At 68.8% G+C, this 24,224-nt stretch carries 19 protein-coding genes; 6 read left to right on the top strand and 13 right to left on the bottom strand.

Annotation, left to right across the window (positions count from 1 at the left end; translation table 11 throughout):
* Window positions 1-15 precede the first annotated feature (15 nt).
* Entirely contained in the window at window positions 16-3,369 is a 3,354-nt protein-coding gene (locus tag PCA76_RS19685; RefSeq protein WP_272611919.1) for a S8 family peptidase, read from the top strand.
* A gap of 138 nt (window positions 3,370-3,507) precedes the next feature.
* Complete coding sequence (locus tag PCA76_RS19680; RefSeq protein WP_272611917.1) at window positions 3,508-4,164, top strand: DUF998 domain-containing protein; 657 nt, start codon at window positions 3,508-3,510, stop codon at window positions 4,162-4,164.
* A gap of 3 nt (window positions 4,165-4,167) precedes the next feature.
* On the opposite strand, the gene PCA76_RS19675 is transcribed toward PCA76_RS19680, so the two are convergent.
* The 3 genes from PCA76_RS19675 to PCA76_RS19665 form a co-directional block, all read right to left on the bottom strand.
* Window positions 4,168-4,683: a DUF2231 domain-containing protein gene (locus PCA76_RS19675; RefSeq protein WP_272611916.1), complete on the bottom strand. Its 516-nt coding sequence runs from the start codon at window positions 4,681-4,683 to the stop codon at window positions 4,168-4,170.
* Between the two features lie 138 nt (window positions 4,684-4,821).
* Window positions 4,822-5,568: a metallophosphoesterase gene (locus PCA76_RS19670; protein WP_272611915.1), complete on the bottom strand. Its 747-nt coding sequence runs from the start codon at window positions 5,566-5,568 to the stop codon at window positions 4,822-4,824.
* A 56-nt stretch (window positions 5,569-5,624) separates the two neighbouring features.
* Window positions 5,625-6,674, bottom strand: a complete 1,050-nt coding sequence (locus PCA76_RS19665) for an SEC-C domain-containing protein (RefSeq protein WP_272611914.1) — start codon at window positions 6,672-6,674, stop codon at window positions 5,625-5,627.
* Between the two features lie 194 nt (window positions 6,675-6,868).
* On the opposite strand from PCA76_RS19665, the gene PCA76_RS19660 reads away from it, so the two are divergent.
* On the top strand, window positions 6,869-8,938 hold the full coding sequence (locus PCA76_RS19660) for a phosphocholine-specific phospholipase C (RefSeq protein WP_272611913.1): 2,070 nt from the start codon (window positions 6,869-6,871) through the stop codon (window positions 8,936-8,938).
* Between the two features lie 52 nt (window positions 8,939-8,990).
* Here the strand turns inward: PCA76_RS19660 and PCA76_RS19655 are convergent, their stop codons facing one another.
* From PCA76_RS19655 to PCA76_RS19610, 10 genes are all read right to left on the bottom strand, one after another.
* A complete protein-coding gene (locus PCA76_RS19655; protein WP_272611912.1) occupies window positions 8,991-9,827 on the bottom strand; it encodes an aldo/keto reductase in 837 nt (278 codons plus the stop codon).
* Window positions 9,828-9,889: 62 nt separating this feature from the next.
* The gene (locus PCA76_RS19650) at window positions 9,890-11,500 is read right to left on the bottom strand and encodes a hypothetical protein (RefSeq protein WP_272611911.1); all 1,611 of its coding nucleotides are present in this window, start codon (window positions 11,498-11,500) and stop codon (window positions 9,890-9,892) included.
* A gap of 167 nt (window positions 11,501-11,667) precedes the next feature.
* Entirely contained in the window at window positions 11,668-12,054 is a 387-nt protein-coding gene (locus tag PCA76_RS19645) for a DUF4190 domain-containing protein (protein ID WP_272611910.1), read from the bottom strand.
* Between the two features lie 36 nt (window positions 12,055-12,090).
* Window positions 12,091-12,495: a hypothetical protein gene (locus tag PCA76_RS19640; protein ID WP_272611909.1), complete on the bottom strand. Its 405-nt coding sequence runs from the start codon at window positions 12,493-12,495 to the stop codon at window positions 12,091-12,093.
* Window positions 12,492-13,466: an AAA family ATPase gene (locus PCA76_RS19635; protein WP_272611908.1), complete on the bottom strand. Its 975-nt coding sequence runs from the start codon at window positions 13,464-13,466 to the stop codon at window positions 12,492-12,494. The genes PCA76_RS19640 and PCA76_RS19635 overlap by 4 nt, the downstream gene beginning before the upstream one ends.
* Window positions 13,412-14,944: an ATP-binding protein gene (locus PCA76_RS19630; RefSeq protein WP_272611907.1), complete on the bottom strand. Its 1,533-nt coding sequence runs from the start codon at window positions 14,942-14,944 to the stop codon at window positions 13,412-13,414. Before PCA76_RS19630 ends, PCA76_RS19635 begins: the two co-directional genes overlap by 55 nt.
* Before the next feature lie 205 nt (window positions 14,945-15,149).
* Complete coding sequence (locus tag PCA76_RS19625; protein ID WP_272611906.1) at window positions 15,150-15,986, bottom strand: ribonuclease HI; 837 nt, start codon at window positions 15,984-15,986, stop codon at window positions 15,150-15,152.
* Window positions 15,987-16,030: 44 nt separating this feature from the next.
* Window positions 16,031-16,648 (bottom strand): hypothetical protein, encoded by a 618-nt coding sequence (locus tag PCA76_RS19620; protein ID WP_272611905.1) that lies wholly within the window; start codon window positions 16,646-16,648, stop codon window positions 16,031-16,033.
* 51 nt (window positions 16,649-16,699) lie between these two features.
* On the bottom strand, window positions 16,700-18,475 hold the full coding sequence (locus tag PCA76_RS19615; protein WP_272611904.1) for a DUF6119 family protein: 1,776 nt from the start codon (window positions 18,473-18,475) through the stop codon (window positions 16,700-16,702).
* 95 nt (window positions 18,476-18,570) lie between these two features.
* Complete coding sequence (locus PCA76_RS19610; protein WP_272611903.1) at window positions 18,571-19,101, bottom strand: DUF4352 domain-containing protein; 531 nt, start codon at window positions 19,099-19,101, stop codon at window positions 18,571-18,573.
* 482 nt (window positions 19,102-19,583) lie between these two features.
* Between PCA76_RS19610 and PCA76_RS19605 the strand changes: the two genes are divergently transcribed.
* The 3 genes from PCA76_RS19605 to PCA76_RS19595 are packed head-to-tail and all read left to right on the top strand — an operon-like array spanning window position 19,584 to window position 24,171.
* Window positions 19,584-21,434 carry a hypothetical protein gene (locus PCA76_RS19605; protein WP_272611902.1) on the top strand — a complete coding sequence of 617 codons (1,851 nt, stop codon included), beginning with the start codon at window positions 19,584-19,586 and terminating at the stop codon, window positions 21,432-21,434.
* A 12-nt stretch (window positions 21,435-21,446) separates the two neighbouring features.
* A complete protein-coding gene (locus PCA76_RS19600; RefSeq protein WP_272611901.1) occupies window positions 21,447-23,069 on the top strand; it encodes a class I SAM-dependent DNA methyltransferase in 1,623 nt (540 codons plus the stop codon).
* Window positions 23,062-24,171, top strand: a complete 1,110-nt coding sequence (locus PCA76_RS19595; protein WP_336298002.1) for a restriction endonuclease subunit S — start codon at window positions 23,062-23,064, stop codon at window positions 24,169-24,171. Before PCA76_RS19600 ends, PCA76_RS19595 begins: the two co-directional genes overlap by 8 nt.
* The last annotated feature ends 53 nt before the right edge of the window (window positions 24,172-24,224 follow it).

Genomic DNA, 24,224 nt, shown 5'->3' with positions numbered 1-24,224 from the left:
TAGACGAGGAGCAACATGCTCAGGAAAACGCGATGGCTGTTGGCCGTCGCCGTCACGGCCACGGCACTGACCGCCCTACCGGGCGGCTCTGCCACGGCCGGGCCGAGCGGCATCGGCACGACCGGCACACCCACCGCCTCGGTCGGCGGAAAGACGCACACCGTCACCCTGCTGACCGGGGACGTAGTGACCGTACGGACCACCGGACCAGGATGCCCGCAGGCCACGGTGCGGCCGGCCGACGCGAACGCGGTGATCCGCCAGACCTGCGGGCCGGACGGACACCTGCACGTCATCCCCGCCCGCGTCGCCTCCCAGATCGGCTCGGTCCTCGACCCCGACCTCTTCGACGTCACCACGCTGATCGCGGACGGTTACGACGACGAGAACACCTCCGAGTTGCCGGTCATCGTGCAGCCCGCCACCGCGTCCGCCCGGGTGGCCGCGCTCGGCGACGTGCTGCCGCTGCCCAGCATCGGCGCGGTCGCCGGCCACGTACCCAAGAAGAGCCCGGCCACCGCGAAGCTCGCGACCAACTCGCTGCTCGCCGGTGCGAAGAAGGTCTGGCTCGACCGTAAGGTCCGCGCCAGCGCCCTCACCGGCGGCGGACAGCACGGTGACCTCGACCGCAACCTGGGGCAGATCGCCGCGCCCGACGCCTGGAAGGCCGGCTACACCGGCAAGGGCGTCCGGGTCGCGGTGCTCGACACCGGTGCCGACTTCACCCACCCGGACCTGGTGGGCCGGGTCGCCGACCGGGCCGACTTCACCGCCGAGGGCGGTGACGCCGTCGACCACAACGGCCACGGTACGCACGTCGCCTCGACCATCGCCGGCACCGGCGCGGCCGCACACGGCCAGCGCCACGGCGTGGCGCCGGACGCCAAGCTGGTGATCGGCAAGGTCCTCGACGACCACGGCTCCGGCGAAGACTCCGGGATCATCGCCGGCATGGAGTGGGCCGCCACCCGGGCCGACGTCATCAACATGAGCCTCGGCGGCAGCGACTCGGACGACGGAAACGACCCGCTCTCGCTCGCCGTCGACGGCCTGAGCACGTCCACCGGCGCGCTCTTCGTCATCGCCGCCGGCAACAGCGGCGGCGCCATCTCCTCGCCCGGCTCCGCCGCCAGCGCGCTGACCGTCGGTGCCGTCGACCGTGACGACAAGCTCGCCGACTTCTCCAGCCGCGGACCGCTGGTCACCAGCAACGTGGCCAAGCCGGAACTGGTCGCGCCCGGCGTCGACATCGTCGCCGCCCGTGCCGCCGGCACCGACCTGCAGGACCCGATCGACCAGTACTACGAGGGTTCCACCGGCACGTCGATGGCCAGCCCGCACGTGGCGGGGGCCGCCGCGTTGCTCGCCCAGCGGCACCCGGACTGGACCGGCGCACAGCTCAAGGCCGCGCTCGTCGGCGCCGCCGACCCGCTGACCGGCGTCGACGCGTACGCCGTCGGAGCCGGCCGGCTCAACGCGGCCCGGGCCCTCGGCGGCCCGACCAGCGACCAGCCGGTGGTCAACCTCGGCACGTTCGCGTACCCGCAGTCCGGCACCAGCGAGGCGAAGCTGAGCTGGACCGGTGCGGCGACCTCGGCGACGGACGTCCTCGACCTCGACGTGGCGGTCGTCAACCACGACGGCAAGCCGGTGCCGCGCGGCGCGGCGTCGCTGTCGACGAGCCGGGTGACGCTCAAGCGCGGCGGCACCGCCGGGGCGACCCTGCGGATCAACCGCGCGGCGCTGGCAGCCCGGCCGGGCTTCTACCTGGCCACCGTCACGGCCCGCACCGCCGCCCGCAAGCTGGTCTCGACCACACCGGTGAGTTTCTCCGTCGAGCAGCCCAGCTATGACCTGACACTCCACACGAAGCCGCTGTCGGGCTTGACGGAAGGCGCGGAGAGCTGGATCGACATCCTCATCACCAACCTCGCCGACCCGGTGATCTACTACGGTGGCGTGGGCGGGGCCCCCGGAGACACCTTCACCACGCGCGTGCCGGCCGGCCGGTACGCGATCCTCGGCTCCTCCGTCGCCTACTACGCCGACAGTGACGTGTTGCAGACGACGATTGTCGGTGAGACCGACCTGAGCGTCACCGGCAACCGGAGCGTGACGCTCGACCCGGCGCGCGCCAAGCCAGTGCAGGCCACGGTCGACGGGGTCGCCACCACGCCCACCAAGATCGACCTCACCAGCCTCCAGACCGCGCCCAACGGCCTGTCCTGGCGGAACCAGATCAGCGGCTACGGGGCCGCGACGACCGTCCGCACCTCCGCGCTGCCGAAGCCGGGCGTCGGGTCCCGGCGCAGCTGGGCGGCCGTCAACCTCGATTCACTGGCCGGCACGGCCAAGCCGTACCGCTACAACCTCATCCACGAGTACCCGGACGGCGTGCCGGCCGACCCCGCCTACCGGGTGACCAAGGCGGAGCAGGCCAAGCTTGCTCGGATCGAGGAGCGGTTCCACCAGGCGGACTCGGAGGGGATGGTCACCCAGCTGATCCGCAGCGGCCTCACCCCCGACGGGTTGGAGCTCACCCAGACCCACGAGGGGAACCTGCCCCCGTACCGCACCGACTACCTCTCGCCCGGCTTCCTCTGGGCCGACGAGGGTGTCTACGGTGGCCTGTCGGCCCAGGAGGCGCCCCGCCGCTACCAGCCGGGCAGCCGGCAGTCCAAGGTCTGGGCGCGGCAGCCGCTGCACTCAGGCTTCTACGACGACCCGGCCGGTGCCACCTGGAGCTGTGCCACCGCACCGTCGCGGACCCGGGGCAACCTGCACATCGACCTGGTGTCGCTGACCGATCAGCAGCAGCGGGCCGACTGCCTGCAGGGCAACTCGATCGGCGTGAACCGCAAGCTGTCCCTGTACCGCAACGGCAAGCTGGTCGAGGAACGGAACAGGCCGCTCGCCGACTTCACCGTTCCGCAGCAGATGTCGGACTACCGGCTGACCCTCGACGTCGACACGAGCATGATCCTGCCGATCTCGACCAAGGTGAACACCTCGTGGACGTTCCGGTCCGCCGGGCCGGACGGGACCGGGAGTGTGCCGTTGTCGCTGCTCGCGGTGGACTACGCGCTGCCGATGGACACCAACAACCACGCCACCGGCGGAACGGCCGAGCTGACCGTCCGGCACGCGCGAGGTGTCAAGGCGCAGAAGGTGACGTCGTTCCAGGTGTGGACCTCGACGGACGACGGTGCCACCTGGAAGTCGGCCCGGGTCACCGGTAGTGCTGACAGCTACCGGGTCGCGCTGCCGAACGCCGCCTCCGGGCAGGCCGTCTCGCTGCGGGTGAAGGCCGCCGCGAACGGTGGCAGCGGCATCGACCAGACCATCATCCGGGCGTACCACGCCAGCTGATGGTCATCCCGCTGGTGCGGCCCGGCCCCCTAACCGGGCCGCACCAGCACCCCCACTTTCGTCCACCGGTGGTGTCGATCCGGCCCTGCCTCGTTCGTCGTGACGATAGAACGTGACGCCGACACGAGAGGTGCCCCCATGACGTCCCTGACGACTGTCCCCGAGACCCGGCTCCGCCGAACCCGGTTCCTGCTGGGCTGCGGCACGGTCGCCGGCCTTCTCTTCCCTGCCCTGTCGTTCGGGCAGGCGTTCACCCGATCCGGGTTCGACCTGCGCCGACACGCGTTGAGCGCACTCACCCTCGGGGACCTCGGCTGGCTGCAGTTCATCGCGTTCGTGGGCACCGGCCTGCTGGCCATCGCCTTCGCGGCGGGCCTGTGGCGGGCGCTGCGTCCGGGCCGGGCCGGCACGGTGGGGCCGCTACTGGTCGGCGTCTACGGGGTGGCGATGGTCGGCGGCGGGATCTTCGTCCCCGATCCCGCGCTCGGCTGGCCACCCGGTGCCCCGACCGGACTGCCCGAGCAGGCCAGCACGGGCAGCATTCTGCACACGGTCTGCGGCGCGGCGGCGTTCCTGTCGCTCATCGCGGCCGGCCTGCTGCTCGCTCGGCGCTTCGCCGGCCAGGGCCGCCGGGGCTGGGCGCTCTACAGCGCTGCGAGCGGTGCCGTCGCGTTCGTGCTCACCGCCCTGCCGTGGAGCGAGGAGAGTGCGAGCATCCGCTTCGCTGTCGGAGCGGTGCTCATCTCGGGTTGGCTCGTGGCCCTCTCCTGGCGAGCACGCGACGAGGTGGCCTGACCGTCACTGCCCCGTCCAGACCGCCTTCGCCCCGGAGTCGCCGGTGCGGATCACGTAATACACGGCGATGCCGGCGGCCACCAACGACAAGACCTGCAACGCCAGGGTCAGCGCCCGACCGGGCCGCCTCTCGTCCGTGGCTCCCGGCGCGGCGGCGCTCGGCGCGGCGGCTCTCGGCGGGACGAACCAGACCAGTGCCAGCGCCACGATCGCCAGCCCGATGGTGGCGTAGAGCGTGAGGTCGCCGAACTCCTGGTGCGCCTCAATCGTCGGCACGAATTCGGGGGTGACCCGGTTGGCGGCGCGCATGCGCTCGAAGAAGGCATCGCCGGAGAGCTTCGCCAGCAGGGCGGCGACCGGCGCGCCCAGGGCGAGCAGCCCCAGCACCCACCGAGTGTGCGGCCGGATCGGCGCGACGAGCGCGTAGCCGACCGCCAGGAGGGCCAGCAGCGGCACGAACACGACCGCGGCGTGTAGCACCAGAGGGTGGGCGGGAATGCCCATGAACTCCTCGAACATCGGCGTCTCCTCCGGTGACATCGGGTGGACGTCGATCGTCCAGGAATGGACGTTATCGGTACCGCCGGGGCGTGTCAGCCCCCAAGATTGCCAGCGGCGCACCTCCGGCTCAGGTCACCGCCGCGACTCCCCGCATTCTCAGACCACCACCCGGTAGTGGGTGGTGAGCAGACCGGTGTCGTCGTACACGTGGAATGCGACGCCGGGCGGCTGGGCCTGCGTGGTCAGCGGCCCGTCGCCCTCCCAGGGCATCCGGAGGGTGGAGACCACACCCGGTGCGATCAGCAGCGGGCGGCCGGCGAAGGTGCTCGCGGCGGCGGTGTGGAAATGCCCGGTCAGCACGGCGACCACCTGCGGATGGGCGGCGACCAGCTCGGCCAGGGGATCGGCGGGCAGCAGCCGCATCGGGTCGATGACCGGGTGGTGCAGCACCACCGGCGGGTGATGGAAGGCGACGAACGTCGGCGTCTCGGCCGGCACCGAGCGCAGTTCGTCGGCGAGCCACGCCATGGTTTCCTCGTCCAGGTGACCGTCGTCCGCGCCCGGCACGGAGGAGTCGGCGAGGAGGAAAACCGCTCCGGCCACGTCGTGACGGGTGTTGATCGGGCCGGCGCCGCCGCGGTCGTCACCGAGCAGACCCTTGCGGTACGCGTCGCGCACATCGTGGTTGCCGGGACAGATCATGACCGGCAGCGGTGATTCGAAGAGCTTCGCGGCGGTCTCGTATTCGGCCACCTCGCCGTGGTCGGCGACGTCCCCGGTGATCAGGATCGCGTCGACCGGTCGCGGCAGGGCGTGCAGGTGGTCCATGACCCGGGCGGTCCGTTCGGCCGATCGAGGATGGCTGTCGAGGTGGGTGTCACTGAGATGCGCGATGACCAGCACGAGGGCCTCCTAATGGCTATTTCTGTCAAAGCCGTTAGGGAAGCTACTCCGGGCCTTCAGCTACGGGAGCGCGGCAGGCAGTCCTTCTTGTACTTGAGGCCCGATCCGCACCAGCAGGCGTCGTTGCGCTCCGGTGGCCAGGAGATCCGCGCGCTGGGTCGAGCCGACACCTCGGCCGCGTAGCCCGCCCGGACCGCCGCATCGGTCGGGTCGCCGTCACGTCGACCGGCGAAGGCGTTCAGCCCGTCCACGGTCGCGCTGAACACCGCCAACCCGGCCTGACCGGCACCCGTCAGCCGCACCAGCTCCTTCTCCAGCAGAGCCCGGTGCGCGTCCCAGTCCGACCCGTACACCTCGGCGAGCCCGGCATGCTCGGACAGCAGACGATCGAATTCGGCCCGAGGCCAGAAGAGCAGATCGGACCCGGCGCCCCTGCGCTCCCCGGCCCGGCGGACGAGCTGGGTCTCCAGCCGGTCCGCCAGATCGTCCTGCCGGTCGTGCGGCAGGTTCAGATCCCGGCGTACCCGATGCCGCTGTTGCAGCAGGAAGAAGAGGACACCGGGTGCCTCCGGCGGGCCGAGATCCACCACCGGGTCGATCGCGGTGATCGCCTGCGCGGGCTTCCCGGCCGCGCTCGCGCGCTCGCCGAGCAGGCTGTCGACCGCCTCGCTCAGCCACGTCTCGGCGGTCGCCGAACGACCACCGGCGTCCAGCGCCGCGCTCACGTAGGCGGGGGCGTCGGGCTGCACGAGCAGGAACGGACGCAGCGCGGTCAGCTCCGCCATCGCCTCGTCGTCCCGACCGCCGGCCCGGAACAGGGCCCGGGCCCGCAGCGCCCGGGCGAACCCGGCCCGAGGGTCATCGCCGGACGGGTACGCCGCCAGAGCCTGCTCCGCGTACCGCAGGGCGGCATCGGGTCTCGCCCGGATCTCGGCGATCTCGGCGGCCAGGCTCAGAGCGTCCCCGGCGTCGTCCGGATCTTCCAGCCGACCCTGCTCCGCCGCCTCGGCGAGATCGGCGGCCACGCCCAACGGGTTGGCCGTCCCGAGCGCCGAGCGGCGAAGTTCGGCGAGGTCAGCCTTGGTCAGTACGTCTCTCGTCGGCACGATCTCACGGTACGTCGGGGTGCTCCCGGTGTGCGGGCAGATCACCCTCTTGCGCCGGCCCCGCGCGTCTCGCGGGCTCGCCGGCGGGTCGTCGAGAGGTTGCAAAACCATCCAACTGTGGCCATCTGGTGTCAACCCACCGTCGGTAGCGTCCGGTCGCCAGTTTCCCGAACACAGCACGCGATGGGGGAGTTATGGGCACGGTGGATCGGCGCACATTCCTCAAGGCGATGGGAGTTCCCGCGATCGGCGCGGCGCTTCCGTTGGACCTCAGCAAAGCGCTCGCCATCCCGGCGAACAACCGGACGGGCTCGATCAAGGACGTCGAACACGTCATCATCCTGATGCAGGAGAACCGCTCCTTCGACCACTACTTCGGCACCATGCGGGGCGTACGCGGTTTCGGTGACCCGCATCCGGCGACACTGCCGTCCGGCAAGGACGTGTGGCACCAGCCCAACGGCGCCGACGAGCTGCTGCCCTTCCGCCCCGAGGTGAAGGATCTCGGCCAGACCTTCCTGCCGGACCCGCCGCACGGCTGGAACGACGGGCACGCTGCCTGGAACGACGGCCGGTTCGACCAGTGGGTGCCGAACAAGGGCGTCACGGCGATGACCTACCACACCCGACAGGACCTGCCGTACCACTACGCGCTCGCCGACGCCTTCACCGTCTGCGACAGCTACCACTGCTCGCTGATGGGCCCGACCGACCCGAACCGCTACCACATGTGGAGCGGCTGGGTCGGCAACGACGGCAAGGGCGGCGGCCCGGTCATCACCAACGCGGAGGCCGGCTACGACTGGTCGACGTACCCGGAGCGGCTGGAGCGCAACGGGATCTCCTGGAAGATCTACCAGGACGTCGGCACCGGCCTCAACGCCGCCGGCTCCTGGGGTTGGACGAACGACCCGTACATCGGCAACTACGGCGACAACTCGCTGCTCTACTTCCACCAGTACCAGAACGCGCAGCCGGGAACACCGCTGGCCGACAAGGCCAAGACCGGCACCGAGGTCAGGACCCAGGGCCGCGACCCCGAGGCGCTGCTGGCCGACTTCCGCGCCGACGTCGAGGCGGGACGCCTGCCGGAGGTCTCCTGGATCACCGCGCCCGAGGCGTACACCGAGCACCCGAACTGGGAGCCGGCGTACGGCTCCTGGTACATCTCCCAGGTCATCGACATCCTGGCGTCGAACCCCGAGGTGTGGAGCAAGATGGCGCTCTTCATCACGTACGACGAGGAGGGCGGCTTCTTCGACCACGTGGTGCCGCCGACGCCCCCGCAGACGCGCGAGCACGGGCAGTCGACCGTGCCGACCACCAACGAGATCTTCCCCGGCGACGCCGACCACCCGGCGGGGCCGTACGGCCTCGGCCTGCGGGTACCGATGGTCATCGTTTCGCCGTGGACGCGCGGCGGCTACGTGAACTCGCAGGTCTTCGACCACACCTCGCTGATCAAGTTCCTCGAGGCGCGGTTCGGGCACGGCCGGCCGGACCTGATCGAAAAGAACATCACCCCGTGGCGGCGCGCCGTCGTGGGCGACCTGACCACGGCGTTCGACTTCCGGCACCCGAACCGCTCGCGCGAGGTCAGGTTGCCCGACACCGACGACTTCAAGCCCGAGGAACTGGTCCGGCACCCCGACGAGGTGCCGGTCCCGCCGGTGGACCAGCGGCTGCCGAAGCAGGAGCGTGGGGTACGCCCGGCGCGGGCTATCCCGTACACCCTGCACGCCGACGGGAACCTCAGCCACGGCTCGTTCCGCATCGACCTCCGCAACTCCGGCGGGGTCGCCGCGGTCTTCCAGGTCCGCCAGGCCGGCAGCGCGGACGCCCCGCGCAGCTATACCGTCGAGCCGGGCAAGCACCTGACGGACACCTGGACGATCGAGTCCGGGTACGACCTGTCGGTGCATGGACCGAACGGGTTCTTCCGCCGGTTCACGGGCGGCCGGTCACACCTCGACGTCACACCCTCGTACGACGAGCGCGACTATCAGGTCGCCCTCACGCTCAAGAATCGCGGGTCGAAGCGGATCGAGGTGACCGTCCGGGACCGGTACAACTCCCGCCCGGTGAAGCTGTCGCTGCGGCCCGGCCAGGCCGAGCGCGCGACGTGGGCGCTCACCCGCACCCACGGCTGGTACGACCTGACCCTCAGCGTCGCGGGTGACGCCGACTTCGCGTACCGCTACGCGGGCCACGTCGAGAACGGCAAGGACAGCATCAGCGACCCGTCCCTCGGCGGGCTCGTCTAAGCGACGCCGTGTCACCCGGGCCGCCGCTGGCCCGGGTGACACGACATCGTCGTCAGAACTCCTCGTACACCGCCGGGTCCTGGTCCGCGAGGCGCCCGTCCGGGCGGCCCGACGCCGTGATGGCCTCAACCTCCGCGTCGGTGAGCTTGATGCCGAAGGCATCCAGGTTCTCGACCTGCCGCTGCGGGGACGCCGCCTTGGGCAGCGGAATCACCTGGCGGGCCACATGCCAGGCGAGGATGGTCTGCGCCGGGCTGACGCCGTGGGCGGTCGCGATCTCCACCACGACGGGGTGCTCCTGCAGGTCGTTGCCACGACCGAGCGGGCTCCAGCCCTGCACGAGGATCCCGTGCTCCCGGTGGTAGTCGATCGCCTCCTGCTGTGGGAAGTACGGATGCACCTCGATCTGATTGACCACCGGGACGACCTCGGTCTCGGCCACCAGCCGGTCGATGTGCTCCGGCAGGAAGTTGGAGAGGCCGATGTGCGTGACCAGACCACGCTCGCGAGCCTCGATCAGCGCCCGCCACGCCTGCACGTACAGGTCGACCTTCGGGTTCGGCCAGTGGATCAGGTACAGGTCGACCCGGTCGAGGCCCGTGCGGAACACACTCTCCTCGATGGTGGTCAGCGCCTCGTCGTAGCGGTGGTGTCGCCCCGGCAGCTTCGAGGTGACAACCAGCTCGTCCCGCACGTCACCCGCCGCACGGGCGGCACGGCCAACGGCGCCCTCGTTCTCGTAGTTCACGGCCGAGTCGATCAACCGGTAGCCCGCCCGGATCGCCTGCCCGATCGCCTTGACACCCGCCGAGCCGTTCAGGCGGTACGTGCCGAGCCCGATCGCCGGCAGGGTGGTGCCGTCGGCGGCCGTCAGGTGGGGAATTGTCATGATTGGGACCCTACCCGTACGAGCTGCGCGCCGACGGAGGCTCGATGCTGAGCGCCCTGCGGTTACCGGGTGATCGCCCGTTCGGTCGAGGACCCGCCGCTCAGCAGCGGGTCGGTACGCCGCTCGGTCTCGGGTAGATCCATCGCTGCGGCCAGGAGGTTGGCGAGCCGGCGGGTGTCATCCAACCCTTGCCCCTTGCCAGCCCAGTCGTCGAAGGTGAGCCTGATGTTCTCGTCCGTGGTGATGATGTCCAGAACGGGGCCTCGCTTGTCGCGCTCGCGGAACCGCACGTAGCGAACGTCCGTGAGAGGGAACTCGCGCTCGATCGTGCCTTGTTTGCGAACTGAGCTCTGTGCCGAGATGAAGAGACGTGCGGGTGTCACTCCGAGGTAGGCGTCCTCGCCGACGAGACGGTCGAGATTGACATCGGCGATGGCCAGCAACGGTTCCTCGCCAGGCACGACCCACCGGAGGATTCGCAGCACCTCATCTGGTACAGCCTCGGCGAACACTGTGACAGGCGGATCCAGCGGAGCGGGTTGCGTGCGAACACGGTTGCGGAGGGCCGCCACCCGCTCGGCCAACGCCTCGGCCATGCCAACGGCGTCTCGGATATTTTGACGCTTGGTGGTGAACGGCAGACTGCGTTCGGCCGGGAGTTCGGCCATCAAACGGCACTGACGTTCAAGGCCGGTGAGCAGACTCGCCACGTCGTCCATGGCTTGAGTGTGTTCGCGCTGAGTCTCGGCGACCAGCTCGGCCAGAAGTCGCTCATTTTCGACAGCATTCGCCTCGTCGCGGCTGATGTGACCAGCGCGCAACACCTGATAGCGATACCAGGACCACTCCGCCATGAGCATGCCGTGAGCGTCGGCGAGAATCTGGTCGACGTTCTGCTGAATGTAGGCGCGACGGCTTTGTCCGTCGGTATCGAGCGCCGTGATGTGCCTGCGGACGAGCGACGTGAAGAGGAGCCGTTGCTTGCGTAGATCTGCATCCCTGGTCGTGATGGAGGCGAAGACGTGGTCGTTGACGCTACCGACCGCCTGGGCCTCACGCACAGCACGTATCGTCGTCTCGTGCAGGCCGAGGAGCGTCGCCCACTGATCCTCGTGCAGGGCCCGAAGAACGTCACGAGTTAGTTGGACGTTCTCGTCTATACGACGTGAGATCGACGCCAGCTGTACCTGCAGCGCCAGGAGCGCGGCGGCCGGTCCGAGAGCGCTGAGTATGGATGCGGTCTGCGCCCCTGTCACAGGTGCCCAGCGCACCAAGTTGGCGATCTTCCCGTTGCTCGTGACGAGCGCACCCAGGTTCCAGCCGCCCGACGTCATCGGTTGCGCCGTCTTGAGCGCCTGCAACGTCTCGGGCGCCAAACGCACCAGCCCCTGCACGGTGGTCGCACCCTGTGCGCCCTGCGCCGCGAGATTGCCGATGCCCGAGGCCATCGCGAGCTTGTCGGTCAGGCCTTGGTTTGCTTGAGCACTCATCACGTCGAAAGGGATCAAGTCGAGGCCGACGGGCGGCTGGTCCGCGAAGAGCACGGCCAATCCCGGCTCGATCTCGACCAGGCTGACGGTCGGCTCATCGTCAGGGGGCACAGTGGCGTCGAGGGTGCCGTTGTCAACGGGTGTGGAGAGTTCGTTCTCGGATCCCTCGGCTTCAGGCGCCATCCCACATCCTTCATGATCGACAACGAGAGCATCACAGTAGGTGTCAACGTGGTCACCCCGGCTCATCCGGAGCGGCACCTCATCGCGCGTAGTGTCCACACGCAAGTGACTGAACAGATCACGCGCGCCGGTGGGGACGTCGCCTGGGCCGGCGGCGGCTTCCGTACTCACGGGGCCGGGGTAGCGGCGCCGATAACGCCGCCGAAGAAGACCAGGATCGTGAGCGCGATCATCGGAAAGACGAAGACGTACCCGAGGATCAGACCCGTCACGGCCATGCCCCGCCCGGACTTCCTGCCGTCTCGAGTCTCGTGCAGGCCGATGTGGCCGAGGATGACCGCGAGGATGCACGGCAGTCCGAACAGGCACCAGCCGCCGAGGAAACCGAGTATGCCGAGGACCATCGACGCGGTGGCGAGGTCGGACGACGGCGCGGCCTGTACGACCATCTGGGGCAGCAGCGGCTGATAGTGGACCGGCGGATAGGGACCGGCCGGGACGGCCGAGATCGGTGGCTGCGGGCGGGTCGGGTCGTAACCAGGCTGGTAGGACAAGGCGGTATCCCTCTTGGTCGAGTCATCTATCGGGGGTCAGCTCGTGGTGCTGGCGGCGGGCTGGAGTCGCGCGAGCAGGGTGCTCACCTCGGTGTGCAAGCGACGCAGCTCCGCCGCCGTCGGGGCCAGCTCATAGCAGTGGTGGTGCGTGGCGGCGGAGAGCGTCGCCCAGGCGAACGCCACCCGACGGGCGGTTTCGCTGCCCGGGCCCAGCCGGCCACGCAGCATCAACTGCTTCGCGCGGCCCTGCCGGCACGCCGCCACGGTCGGCTTCACCCGCCGCCAGTAGGCGTCGATGGCGCCTTCGAGGGCGAGCCGGATCAGGCAGGCGCAGGCCCGCGGCCACCAGCCCGCGGTCACCGCCGTGGCACCGAGCAGACCGGACCCGCGCAGCAGCTGATCGGCCGCCGCCAGGCAGCGCTGTGGCGTCGGCGCAGTCACGACATCGCCCCCGCGAGGAGGCGGGCGTCCGCGACCAGGCCGGGCAGGTCCACCAGGTACGCGCCGTGCACACCTTCCCTGCACGCCTGGTACGCGTTCACCGCCCGTCGTCCGTGCCGGCGGAGGAGCTCGTTGCGCACGTCACCACCTCGATCGGCGTCGTCGAACAGCGCCAACGCGACGATGGTGGTGAGCCGTCGCGACGCCGCCTCGATGACCGCCTCGATGTCGTCGTGCGGGACGCCCCGAGTGACCCGCACCCGCCAGACCACCCGGTGGCAGGCCGCCTCGACCGCCGCGCGGCACAGCTCAGCGACCACCGGCCCGCGTACCTCGGCGGGGATCTCGTCGTTGCGCGACAACGCGGACGCGTCGTCCAGGTAGCGGGTCACCGGGTCGGAGCCGGGCCGCAGCGTCACCACCGACCGCTCCGCGCGGGTCACCTCGATGATGCGGGCGTCGCCGAGACCGAGCCGGGTGACCGCGTCGGGCAGCCGGGTGTCGTGTGTGAAGACCACCACCTGCCGCTGTTCGGCCAGCTCGGCGAGCACCCGTGCGAGACCATCCACCTTCGACGGATCCATGCTCTGCACCGGATCGTCGACCACGATGAAGCGGAACGGGCTCTCCGGGGCGCAGCTGCGCGGCAGGAAGGTGGCCAGCCCGAGCGCCTGCATCTCACCCTGGCTCATCACCCCCAGCGCGGTGCCGTTGTCGGCGCCGTCCACGCTGACCGGAAATACCACCCGCCGCCGGGTGTTCGCGCCTTCGAGCGTCATCGCCCCCAGCTCGACGTTGCTCTCCTGCCGCAGCTGGGCCCAGATCCGCTGCGAGTGACCCGCGAACGGCGCGATCCGCTCGTTGCGAATCTCCGTACCGGCATCCTTCAGCCACGCGCGCGCGGCCTTCAACCGGGTCAGGGCCGCCTCCCGCGCCGGCAACCCGCCGGCAGCCGCCACCCACTCGCGCACGTCGGCCGCCGCCGCCCGCCAGCCGGTGTCGCGCTGCCGCAGAAACCCTCGGCGTACGCGCGAGCCGCGTCCGTCGCCTCCACCACCGCCGGGTAGAGCGCGGCCAGGTGGTCGGCCAGCTCGGCCGGCTTCCCGGGTACGCGCCGCAGCGCGGTCACGGCGTCGCGCAGTGCCCCGACCGGCAGCTCCGACCCGGGGCCCTCGGGCACCACGAGGTCGTCGATCAGGTGGTGCGTCTGCCGCAAGAGGGCCGTCAGTCGGGTCGTCGCCGTCTGGGCGGCGACGCTGCGCTGCCGAAGGTCGGTGAGCGACTGCGCGGCGGCAGCACGCCACCCACCGTCGAGGGTGCCGGTGGCGCAGACCGGGCACGACCCGTCGCCCTGATCGTCGTGGTGTTCGAGGGCGAGGCGGAGCAGTTCGGCGCTGCGCAGCGCGGCCCGGGACCGGCCGCCGTCGTACCGCTGGGCCTCGACCGCCGCGTCCCGCAGCTGACCGGCCAGCCGGGTCACCTCATCGACCGGCGGCGGGGCGAGGGCGGCAAGTTCCCGGCAGTGCAGCACCGCCTGGTCGGTGGTCGCCTCGTCCGGCTCGTCGAGGATCACCGTCACCGCGGCGAGGTCGACCGCGCCCCGGCCGCGCAGCAGTGCGCCGGTTCGCTGGGCACGGTCGTCGGCGATCCCTTCGAGTGCGCCGACCAGGGCGGTGCGCTGTGCGCGTACCTCCTTGATGGTGGTGTCGTGCGGCCGGGCGGCGCGCAGCAGACGCTGGTCGGCGTCGGTGAGCGCGTCCAGCCCGAGGATCGCGAAGAGCGCGTCGAAGAGCTGACTCTGCGTGCCGGCGGCGAGCTTGCCCAGTTCGGCGGCGGTGAGGAATGGCCGGTACAGCTCCAGCGGACGGGCCAGACCCAGCTCGGAAAGGCCGGTATGCCGGCCCTGCGCGCTAGTGACGGTCACCTCGGCGTCGGCCAGCTCAGCCCCTACCGGCCAGGCACGGTTCACCCGGGTCGGCGTGACCACCCCGTCGACCCGCAGCTCCACACCAACCCAGCACGGGTCCGGGTTGTGTAGGTTGCGCCACCCGGTCCGCCAGACGCTGGTCTTGTCGGCCCACCGGGCGCTGTCACCGGTGAGGGCGAGTTCGGTCGCCTCGGCGAAGCTGGACTTGCCGGAGCCGTTGCGGCCGACGACCAGTGTGAAACCGGGTCCAGGGCCGATCTGGATGGTCCGTTCCGGGCCGACGCCGCGGAAGCCGGCTACGGTCACCGACTTCAACCAGATCTGTTCCGCTGGACTGTCTCCGGTCGGGGAACGGGGGTCGAGCCGGGTGGGAGTGCCAGCGAGGGCGGCGGTCAGGTCGTCTTCGCTGTTCAGCGCGGCGAGGACAAGCTCGGCGGTCTCGGCCGGTACGCCGTCAGCGTCGGCGAGCCGGTCGAAGATCAGCTCGATCAGCGGCGCGGTGGGCTGCGAGGGCTGCGTCATGGTCGTCTCCAGGCGTGTGGTGTCCGCGGGCCGATGGCTCGTCGGCCCGCCCGGGGTGAGCGGTGGAAGTGGGGGAGGCTGCTGTCGGCCCGGCTGGGGCGAGCAGCAGAGTCGGGAGCCGGTGATGGTGGTTGGACGCTGTAGAGCTGATGTCGCATACGAATCAGTGGTCCAGCGCCGGCCGCTCCGGGCGCCCCGGGAGGGTTCAGAGCGTGGCGTTCGCGTGCCAGTCACGCAGGAACGCGTCGACCAGGGCGTGCGCACGAGGACGCAGGTCGAAGGACTCCTCCCGCCGGCGGCGGGCCATGTGCGACAGGCCGTCGGCGGCCTCGTTGAGGGCGTGACCGCTGTGCCCCTTGACGTGCGCGAACGTCAGGTCGGGGCGGTGGGCCACCTGGTCGGCGAGCCGGACCAGGGTCGGTTTGTTGGACCAGCGGCGCTGCCGCAGGCTGTAGCCGGTGGGCATCGCGTCGGTCTCGCCGGCCTGCCAGCGGTGCAGGTACCGCACGGCCGTCAGACTGTCCAGCAGCACGGTCACGCCCGCTGGCACCTCGTCATACCCGGCGAGGAGATAGTCGACGGCGCGGAGTTCGTCGACGAGCACTCGGGACCTGCCGGTCGGGTCGAGCCGGCCGGTGCCCCGCCCGAGCAGGCCGTAGTGACCGTCGCTGACCACGTACCCGATGCCACCGGCGCGGCCCTTCCAGCTGGCATCGGTCGCCGCCACCAACGGAAGCGGTGCCTGCGCCCAGCGGAGCACCCTGCCGCGCCCACGGTCCTGGTCGGGAAGCGGCAGGCAGTCCGCCTTGCGCCCAGAGTGTTCGGTGTGCGCGGCGGCGAGGCGCTCGGCGGTGTCGAGCAGCTCGCCGGCGGAGATCAGCTCGTCGTAGTGGGCGGCGGTGAGGGCGAGGTGGACCGCATCACCGATGCCCTGGCAGTCGTCGCAACGGGTAGCGCGGGTGTAGGGACGGAGGATGAGGACGCGGTCGCGCAGGGGCGGGGGAAGCAGGGTCAGGGCGCGGAGGAACTCATCGGGGCGCACGACGCCTCCTGACGTCTAGTGATGGGGACAGGTTCACTGAGTTCTCACAGCTCCGACACGTCGGTCACGACGGCGGTCAGCTTGTCGCCGGAGCGCTTCGTGCTGGCCGTCTCCTCCTGCTGAACGGCGGCGGAGTCGCCGGTCACCTCGAAGGTGTTGATGACCGGGTCCTCCGCGCCCTTGACCTCGTACGTCACCTCGTAGGTGCTGGACGGGTCGAGGCCATCGCCGGTGTAGGTGACGTCAATCCGGTAGGTGATGTTGCAGCCGGCACTGCCGAAGCACTGCTTCCGCAAGGTCTTGACCTTGAGCTTGAAGTCGCCCTTCGTCGGGGTGTCGTAGACGGGTGCGGGCGGCGGCGTCGTCGCGGGCGCGGTGGTCGGCGCCGCAGCACTGGTCGGGGCGGACGTGCTGGGGCGCGACTGGGATGCGGCGGTGGGGGCGGCCTTGCCCTGGTCGGGCGACTCCTCACCGTTCGTCGTCGCCAGCAGCACGCCGCAGCCGCCGAAGCAGAGCAGCAGCACCAGAACGGCAGCACCGGCGATGACCCACCGGACCTGGGACCTTTTGCGGATGACGGGCTGCGGGCTCGTTGCGCCCACGGTCTCGGGCTGAGCCGAGGGCTCGGCCGACGGGTCCGGCTGGTGGTGGGGCTCGGTCATGGTTCTCTCCTTTGTTGAGCGGGATGCTGTGGAGCTGATGTCGTGAACGGATCAGGCGGACGGGATGCCGACGACCTCGACCTCGACGCCCTCGTTGCGCAGGGACTTCATCGCCCGGTAAAGCGCGACCTGGGCGAAGGTGAAGAGCGACTCCACGGTGAGCGGCTTGCCGGAGCCGAGGGCGATCGCGTAGATGACCTTGCGGGGCTGGAAGTTCAGGTCGACGACCCGCCCCGACCTCTGCCGCTCGACCATCTCGACGAGCGCGTTGCGGGCGTCAGCCTCGTACCGCAGTGCGTCAACCGACACCGCGCCCTGCGCGAAGAGGTGGCTCAAGGCCGCGCTGCCCTTGGCCCGCTTGACATGAATCAGCTCGTTGTCGGGTCCGAGTAGGTCACAGGCCTCGATACGGCGCGGGTGTTGGTTTGTCTGCAGCAGCTGCCGGTCCAGCAGGGTCAGACCGCAGACCTCGGCGGCGTGGACGTTGTACTTCGCCTCGTCCGCCAGGTCGGTGGTCCAGGCCGGGAGTGCGATGCTGGCCGGCCTGGCCAGGATCTGCTCGATCTCGTCGCGGAGGAACGCGCGGTGCCGGTCGCCGATCTCGTACCAGCCGCCCTCGTGCAGCAGGAGCCGACTCGCACCGTGGGCGAGCTGCGCAGTGATCCACCGTGACGCGGACGTCGAGCCGATCTCCTCGTCGCCAGCCGCGTCGGCGTAGAGGGTGACGCGTCCGTTGCAGAGCGACGCCCACCGCTCGCCGTCCGGGACGCCCTCGGTCTGCGCGAGGACGTCTGCCAGCGTGAGCTCCGTTAGGTGCACCGGGCGGAGGCCGGACTTCGGCACCCGAAGCTTGTACGACCGGACCCGCTCGATCTCGCTGAAGACCCGGCCCGGTACGGCCAGCCCGACCTCCGCCGGATCCGGCAACCGGAGTAGCCGGTCCAGCTGCTCCTCCACTGTCGACAGCCGAGGGTCCCGGGCCGGCACCGGTCGGATCTGGGTTATGAACTCCAGGTCAGCGAAGGGTGCCTCCTGCTTGCAGACCCGGTCGATCTCCCGCAGGTCGGCGAGCAGACTCGCGGGCTCGACACCGAGGTGGATGCGCAGGGTGTCGCTGCCCTCGACCGGGGTGGCCTTGCCGGTGGACCGGCAGATGGTGAGGTTCGGGTTGAAGGTCCGCCCGCAGACCTGGCCGACGATCTCGCCCCACTTGTCGATGCCGTACATCCGGATGTGCTGACCGCCCGGGACCATGTTGCGGTCGACGCGGCCGGTGGTGCCGAACACCCGCCGGCGTACCTGCTTGATCTCGTCGGGGGCGAGCGAGCGCACCGCGAAGCCGATCCCGAAGCCCGAGTTGGCCAGGTCCAGGTCGACCATGTGGCGGCCGACGGTGCCATAGGCGAGTGCGTAGACGTGGTCGTCGACCGCGACGAGCAGCGCGGCACCGCCACTGCTGAAACCCAGGTCGATCGTCTCCCCGGTCAACGAGGCGAGCACATCGCACCAGTCGGCCCGCTCGCGCGGCACCGTCCCGTGCACCAGCAGCGCCGGCGCACCGGCGACCAAGCGCTCCTCGACCAGGAAGTCGTGCTGTCGCACGTAGCGGTGGTTCACCGCGTCATGCAGGCCCTCGATGGTCGGCGTCACCCGTTCGAGCTGGTAGACCGACGTCAGATAGGTGCCCTCCGGCCGCTCGGGCAGGTCGAGGTCGAAGAGGGTGGGTGCTTCGTACGGCGGATGGGTGACGTCCTTGCGGACGACACGGCGGTTGGTCGGTCTGGTCGTGGTGGCCCTGCTCGTGGTCGGCTGGCTCGCACGGCGCACGTCGATCTCCTCGCGTTGAGAATCGGGGTGGCGGTGGTGCGGGGGAGGGGTACGCCGAGGACGGGCTTCGCGGGCCCCGCCCTCGGCGCGAGGTGTCAGCTCAGGGCGACGGTGACGCCGCCGGAGAACATCGAGTCGTGCAGCTCGAGCTTGGTGAGCTTGACGTTCTTCGGGATGTCGAAGACCACGACGCCGTTGACCTGGTTGCCGGGGTTGATGTCGTTGAGGAACGTCTCGGCGTTCTTGTTCGCGTAGATCGCCGCGCCGGAGTCGGCGGAGTACTCGGTGCCGTCGGCCGCGTACGCCTTCTGGCTGCTGCCGTCGAACATCTGCGCTTCCTTACCGATGTTCTTCACGTTCACCGTGACCAGGCAGAACTGCCCCTGCGCCTTCTGGGCGAGCGGCTCGCTGCCGATCTTGGCGACGCCGCACTTGGACGACTTCACCGTGAACTCGAACTTGCCGTCGCGGGCCGGCTGGCCGACCTTCGCGGTCTTGGCGGGCTTGTCGTCGCCCTTGGCGCCCTCACCGCCGCCGGAGCTGCTGGCGTTGTCGGTAGTGCCAGAGCCGCAACCCAACGCGACGAGGCCGGTGGCGATCAGGGCAAGGGTGGTGGTCTTGCGCATTCTGTTCTCCTTGACGTGTCTGATGGCGTCGGCTAGGGCTGGCGCTGGCGGCCGCCCCGGTGCCGCATCTCATAAGAGCGGCAGGCCCACAGAAACACGACAACATGTCGTGAGAAACCCAGCTATCAGCGCTCCTACGGTTGGGTCAGATAACCCCCCTTATCACCGAACTAGGCTTGCTCAAGTTCGTTCTTCGTCGGTAGTGTCGCGGCGCGGACAACCGGACGGGTGGGAGGAGGTGGGGACAAATGTCGTCGACGGTCACGCTGGGGCAGATCGCCAGGTTTGCCCAGGTGCGCCGTCCGAGCGTCAGCAACTGGAGGCGCCGACATCCTGACTTTCCTGACCCGATAGGCGGTCCGTCTGGGCAGCCACTCTTTGACTCGGATGAAGTAGCCCGGTGGCTGGACCATCGGCCAGTGCCGGCTCCGCGTGAGGGTGGCTCAGCGGCTATCACCTATGGAGACAGATTCCGGGCAAGCATGGACCGTGGTGGCAGTCTCGATCAGACCCAGCTCGATCCCGACACATTTGCCGACGTCGCGCTCGAGCTAATCGCGCTGAGAGTGGCCCATCAACGCCCACTGCCCGCCGACCTTGCCGCTCTCGCGGAGCTGTGCGTCAAAGCCGAGGCTGAGCACCCCGAACTCATCGGCCTGCTCAGCCATGTCAGCGCTCGAGGCCAAAGCGCGTTGTCGATGCTTGATGATGTCGAGCGTCTGGTGTCAGGGCTTGGTGCGGCGGCCGCGGCCGAGGAGGTGCTTTCCGCAGCTGGTCGTCGTGGCTGGTCCGGTGGCCCGGTTGAGACGCCCGCCGAGATCTGCGACCTGATCATGCGCTTGGCGATCGAGATGCTGGGAGATCTCGCCGAGCTTGCCGTAGCTGATCTCGCGGCCGGCCCAGGGAAGATGCTCACCGCCATGATGGCCGCCGGTCGCCCACGCAAGATCCGGTGCGCCGAGGCAGACCCGGTGACGGCAAGGTGGCTGCGTCTGAGGCTCTTCTGCCACGGCCACCACGCGGTCACGGTCCTCACAGACGGGCAGGAGACGGGCAGCCTCTCGGGTTCGGACCTTGTCTTTGTTGACCCGCCATTCCAGCCCGGCGAGCAAGAACACCATGAGGAACACCCGCTGTCCTGGGCCTCTCGAGTCGCGGAGTGTCTCAGCGACGAGGGCATTGGGTTCGCCGTCGTGCCAGAATGGACGCTGACGCGCACGGGGACGTCGCGTCGACTTCCGGTGACGTGGGTACGCGAGCAACTCGTGCGTCGAGGCTGCGTCCGCGCGATCATCCAACTGCCCCGCCACATTCACCGCTTCATCGGCGGCACGGACCTTGTGCTGCTGGTGCTGGCACCCGACGAGGGCGACACGACGCGAGACGTCGTTGTCTGCGACGCCGATCTGGTCCGGTTCCGGTACGGCAGGTCATGGATCGAACAGACAACGCGGCTCGTGTGCGGGTCGCGAGAGTCGCGCGAAGCTGAGCCATTCGCGGCGATTCCCGTGTCCGAGCTAATGGGCAGGCGGTCGCTCCTGCCGGCACATCTGTTGGCACCCAACGCGGCACCTGAGGACCTCGTAGTGGAGGCGATGCGGGCACGTGAGTCCGCGGCGGCAACCTTCAAGATGTCCCCGGATGACGCGATCACCACGCTGGAACGGATCGGGGTGACCACCCGCGCGCAGGGCATCGCATACCGCACGGTCGGCGAGCTGCTACGCGGCCGGCAGCTCATCCGACTGCCGGGCCATCGCATACCCGATGCTGACCTGGGTCGCAGCGGACAACGGATTCTCGGTCGCGAAGAGTTGCTCGGAGAGGTGCGCGTCGGCGAGCGTCGCATCGACGTTCTGACCCTCGGACAGTACGCCGCAGCCGCGATCACCGAACCGGGCGATGTGGTCGTCATGGCCGGCGACCAGCTTCGCGTCATGGTCGACGCTATCGGCGGCAGTGTCCTGCTCACCCCCGTACAAGGCTTGCGCATCCCCGGCTACGTCAAACACTCGTCGCTCTACCGTGATGAGCCCCAGCAGGCATGGATTGGGCCATACGCGCTGGCGGCCCTGCTCGGCGCGGCGCGCAACGCCGCACGCACCGGCCCACGCGTGCGCAGCGTGACCCTGCACCAGCTAGAGATCCCCGTACTGACCGCGGTCGATTACGGCCACCTCGATCAGGCGTCCATGATGCTCAACGACCTGGCAGAGCAAGCCCGCAACCAGGCTTCGGCGTTGGATCTGGTCCGTCAGCGTATCGCCGCCGGCGTCGCCGACGGAGCGATGAACCTGCGCTTCAAGCCCAAGACGTCGAACACGAATATCTGAGGAGACGACATAGTGCCCCCACGCGCGCGCAAGCCGGTAGAGCCGCAATCGGCTGACCTGAAAGACACCCTGTGGAAGTCGGCCGACAAGCTGCGCGGCAGCATGGACGCCGCCGAGTACAAGCACTTCGTGCTCGGTCTCATCTTCCTCAAGTACACCTCGGACGCGTTCGACGAGCGGCGGGCGCAGATCGAAGCTGAGCTGGAGGCAGACGGCATCCCCGAGGCGAACCGGCCCGCACTGCTGGAGGACCAGGACGAGTACGCCGGCCGCGGCGTCTTCTGGGTGCCGCAAGCCGCGCGCTGGGAGTCTCTCGCGCATCGCGCCAAGACCGCCGCCGGTCAGACCAGCATCGGCCAACTCCTCGACGGCGCGATGAAGGCCGTCGGCGACGCCAACCCGGACCTCAAAGGTGCCCTGCCGCAGGGCCTCTACAACGGCCGAGGTGTCGACGAGCGGCGCCTCGGCGAACTCGTCGACCTGATCCACAAGCTCCGTTTCCGCGACCAGTTCGACGCTGACGGCAAGCGCCGCAGCGCCCGAGATGTCCTCGGCGAGGTCTACGAATACTGCCTGGAGAAGTTTGCGCTCGCCGAGGGCCGACGCGGCGGCGAATATTTCACCCCAAAGAGCATCGTCAAGCTCATTGTCGAGATCCTCGAACCGCAACCCGGCGAGCGGGTCTACGACCCGGCGTGCGGCTCCGGCGGCATGTTCGTCCAGGCCGAGAAGTTCATCGAGACCCACGGTGGCAAGGCATTTGACATCTCGGTGTTCGGTCAGGAGCTCAACCAGAACACCTGGCGGCTGGCGAAAATGAATCTCGCCATCCACGGCATCGAAGCCAACCTCAGCACCAGGTGGGCAGACAGTTTCCACGAGGATCAGCACCCTGACCTGCGCGCCGACGTCGTGATGGCCAACCCGCCATTCAACATCTCCGACTGGGGCGGCGACCGGCTCGTCATGGACCCGCGCTGGGAATACGGCATACCACCGGTTGGCAACGCCAACTACGCGTGGCTGCAGCACATGGCCCACAAGCTTTCTCCGAAGGGGCGAGCCGGAATTGTGCTCGCCAACGGTTCGATGTCCAGCAAGCAGTCCGGTGAAGGCGACATCCGCCGAGCCATGGTCGAAGGCGACCTCGTAGCCTGCATGGTCGCGCTTCCCAGCCAACTGTTCCGCTCCACCCAGATCCCGGCTTGTCTGTGGTTCCTCTCCCGAGACAAGAGCCCTCAAGGGGCGAAGCGTCTTGCCAACCGCACCAACGAAGTCCTCCTCATCGATGCCCGCAGTATGGGCGTGATGGTGAACCGAACCGAGCGCGAATACACCGACGAGGACATCCGTCGCATCGCCGATATCTACCACGCTTGGCGCGGCACCCGTAAGACGACGGAGTACGCGGACGTGCCCGGCTTCTGCAAATCAGCAAGTTTGGACGAAATTCGCGAGCATGATTTCATCCTTACGCCGGGCCGCTACGTCGGGGCCGCCGATGTCGACACCAGCAACGACGAACCGATCGAGGGGAAGATCGCTCGCTTGACCAAAGAACTCTTCGTGCACTTCGAGGAGTCGGCCCGACTTGAGTCCGTCATTCGCGACCAGTTCGGGAGGATCAATGCCTGAACGGCGCCGTCTAGCCCTGGACAAGATCGTAAGACTCAAGCGTGGATTCGACCTGCCGGAACCCGTCCGTCGGCCTGGTTGCTACCCCGTCATGGGCTCAGCAGGAATCAGTGGGTGGCACGACGAAGGCCCGATTGCTGGTCCTGGCGTCACAATTGGGCGCAGTGGCTCGTCTATTGGAGTCGCTACTTATTACCCAGGGCGGTTCTGGCCACTCAACACGACGTTGTTCGTGGAGGATTTTTTAGGGAATGATCCTAGGTTTGTATACTATCTTTTGCGGCAATTGGACTTCAAGGGATTTGACTCAGGGAGCGCCCAGCCTTCGTTAAATCGCAATTACATTGCGAGCATTTCTGTTAGCCTTCCTGGTTTGCGTGAGCAGAAGGCGATAAGTGCCTTGATTGGGGCGCTGGATGACAAGATCGCGGTCAACCAGCGGACCGCCGATACGAGTTGCGAGTTGGCACTTTCGCTCTTTTCTGAAGAGAGGTGGTCGTCTCGAACTAGTCTCTCGTCGCTGTGCAGCTTGCGAAAATCGCAAGTTATGCCTTCCACCCTCAACGTTCCGGCGGTCGCACATTATAGTCTTCCTGCTTTCGACAACGGCCAAGTTCCGGACATCTGTTCCCCGGATAAGATCTTGAGTGCAAAATTCCTGGTCGATCAACCAGGTGTCCTGCTGTCAAAGCTCAACCCGGATATTCCAAGAGTCTGGCGCGTTGAGCCAAAGGCCGGTGTGCCGGCGCTCGCGTCAACCGAGTTTCTTGTGCTTCTGCCAAATCCGACCATCACCACCGCAGAACTCTGGGCCGTTGCTCGCCAGGGTGAATTCCTCTGTCGCCTTGCGGCACGCGTGACGGGAACGTCGAAGAGCCACCAACGCGTGCGCCCGGATGAAATCCTCGCTTCTGATGTTGTCGACCCCAGGGCGACCAATGAAACGACGAGGCAGCAGGTTGTGTCGCTTGTGGAGCGAGCTGAGCAGGCTCGCGAGGAGAGCATCGCTCTCGCCCAACTTCGAGACCTGCTGCTACCGAAACTGATCTCAGGGGAACTGCGGGTCGAGGACGCGGATCATGTGATCTCCGACGCGGCCTGACATTCCGCTTGCCTAGCAACTGCAGCTACTTCCCAGCCCACGCCCTTCGAACA

The sequence above is a fragment of the Micromonospora sp. LH3U1 genome, from assembly GCF_028475105.1.
Classification (GTDB): Bacteria; Actinomycetota; Actinomycetes; order Mycobacteriales; family Micromonosporaceae; genus Micromonospora.
This window is presented reverse-complemented; position numbering and strand designations above follow the sequence as displayed.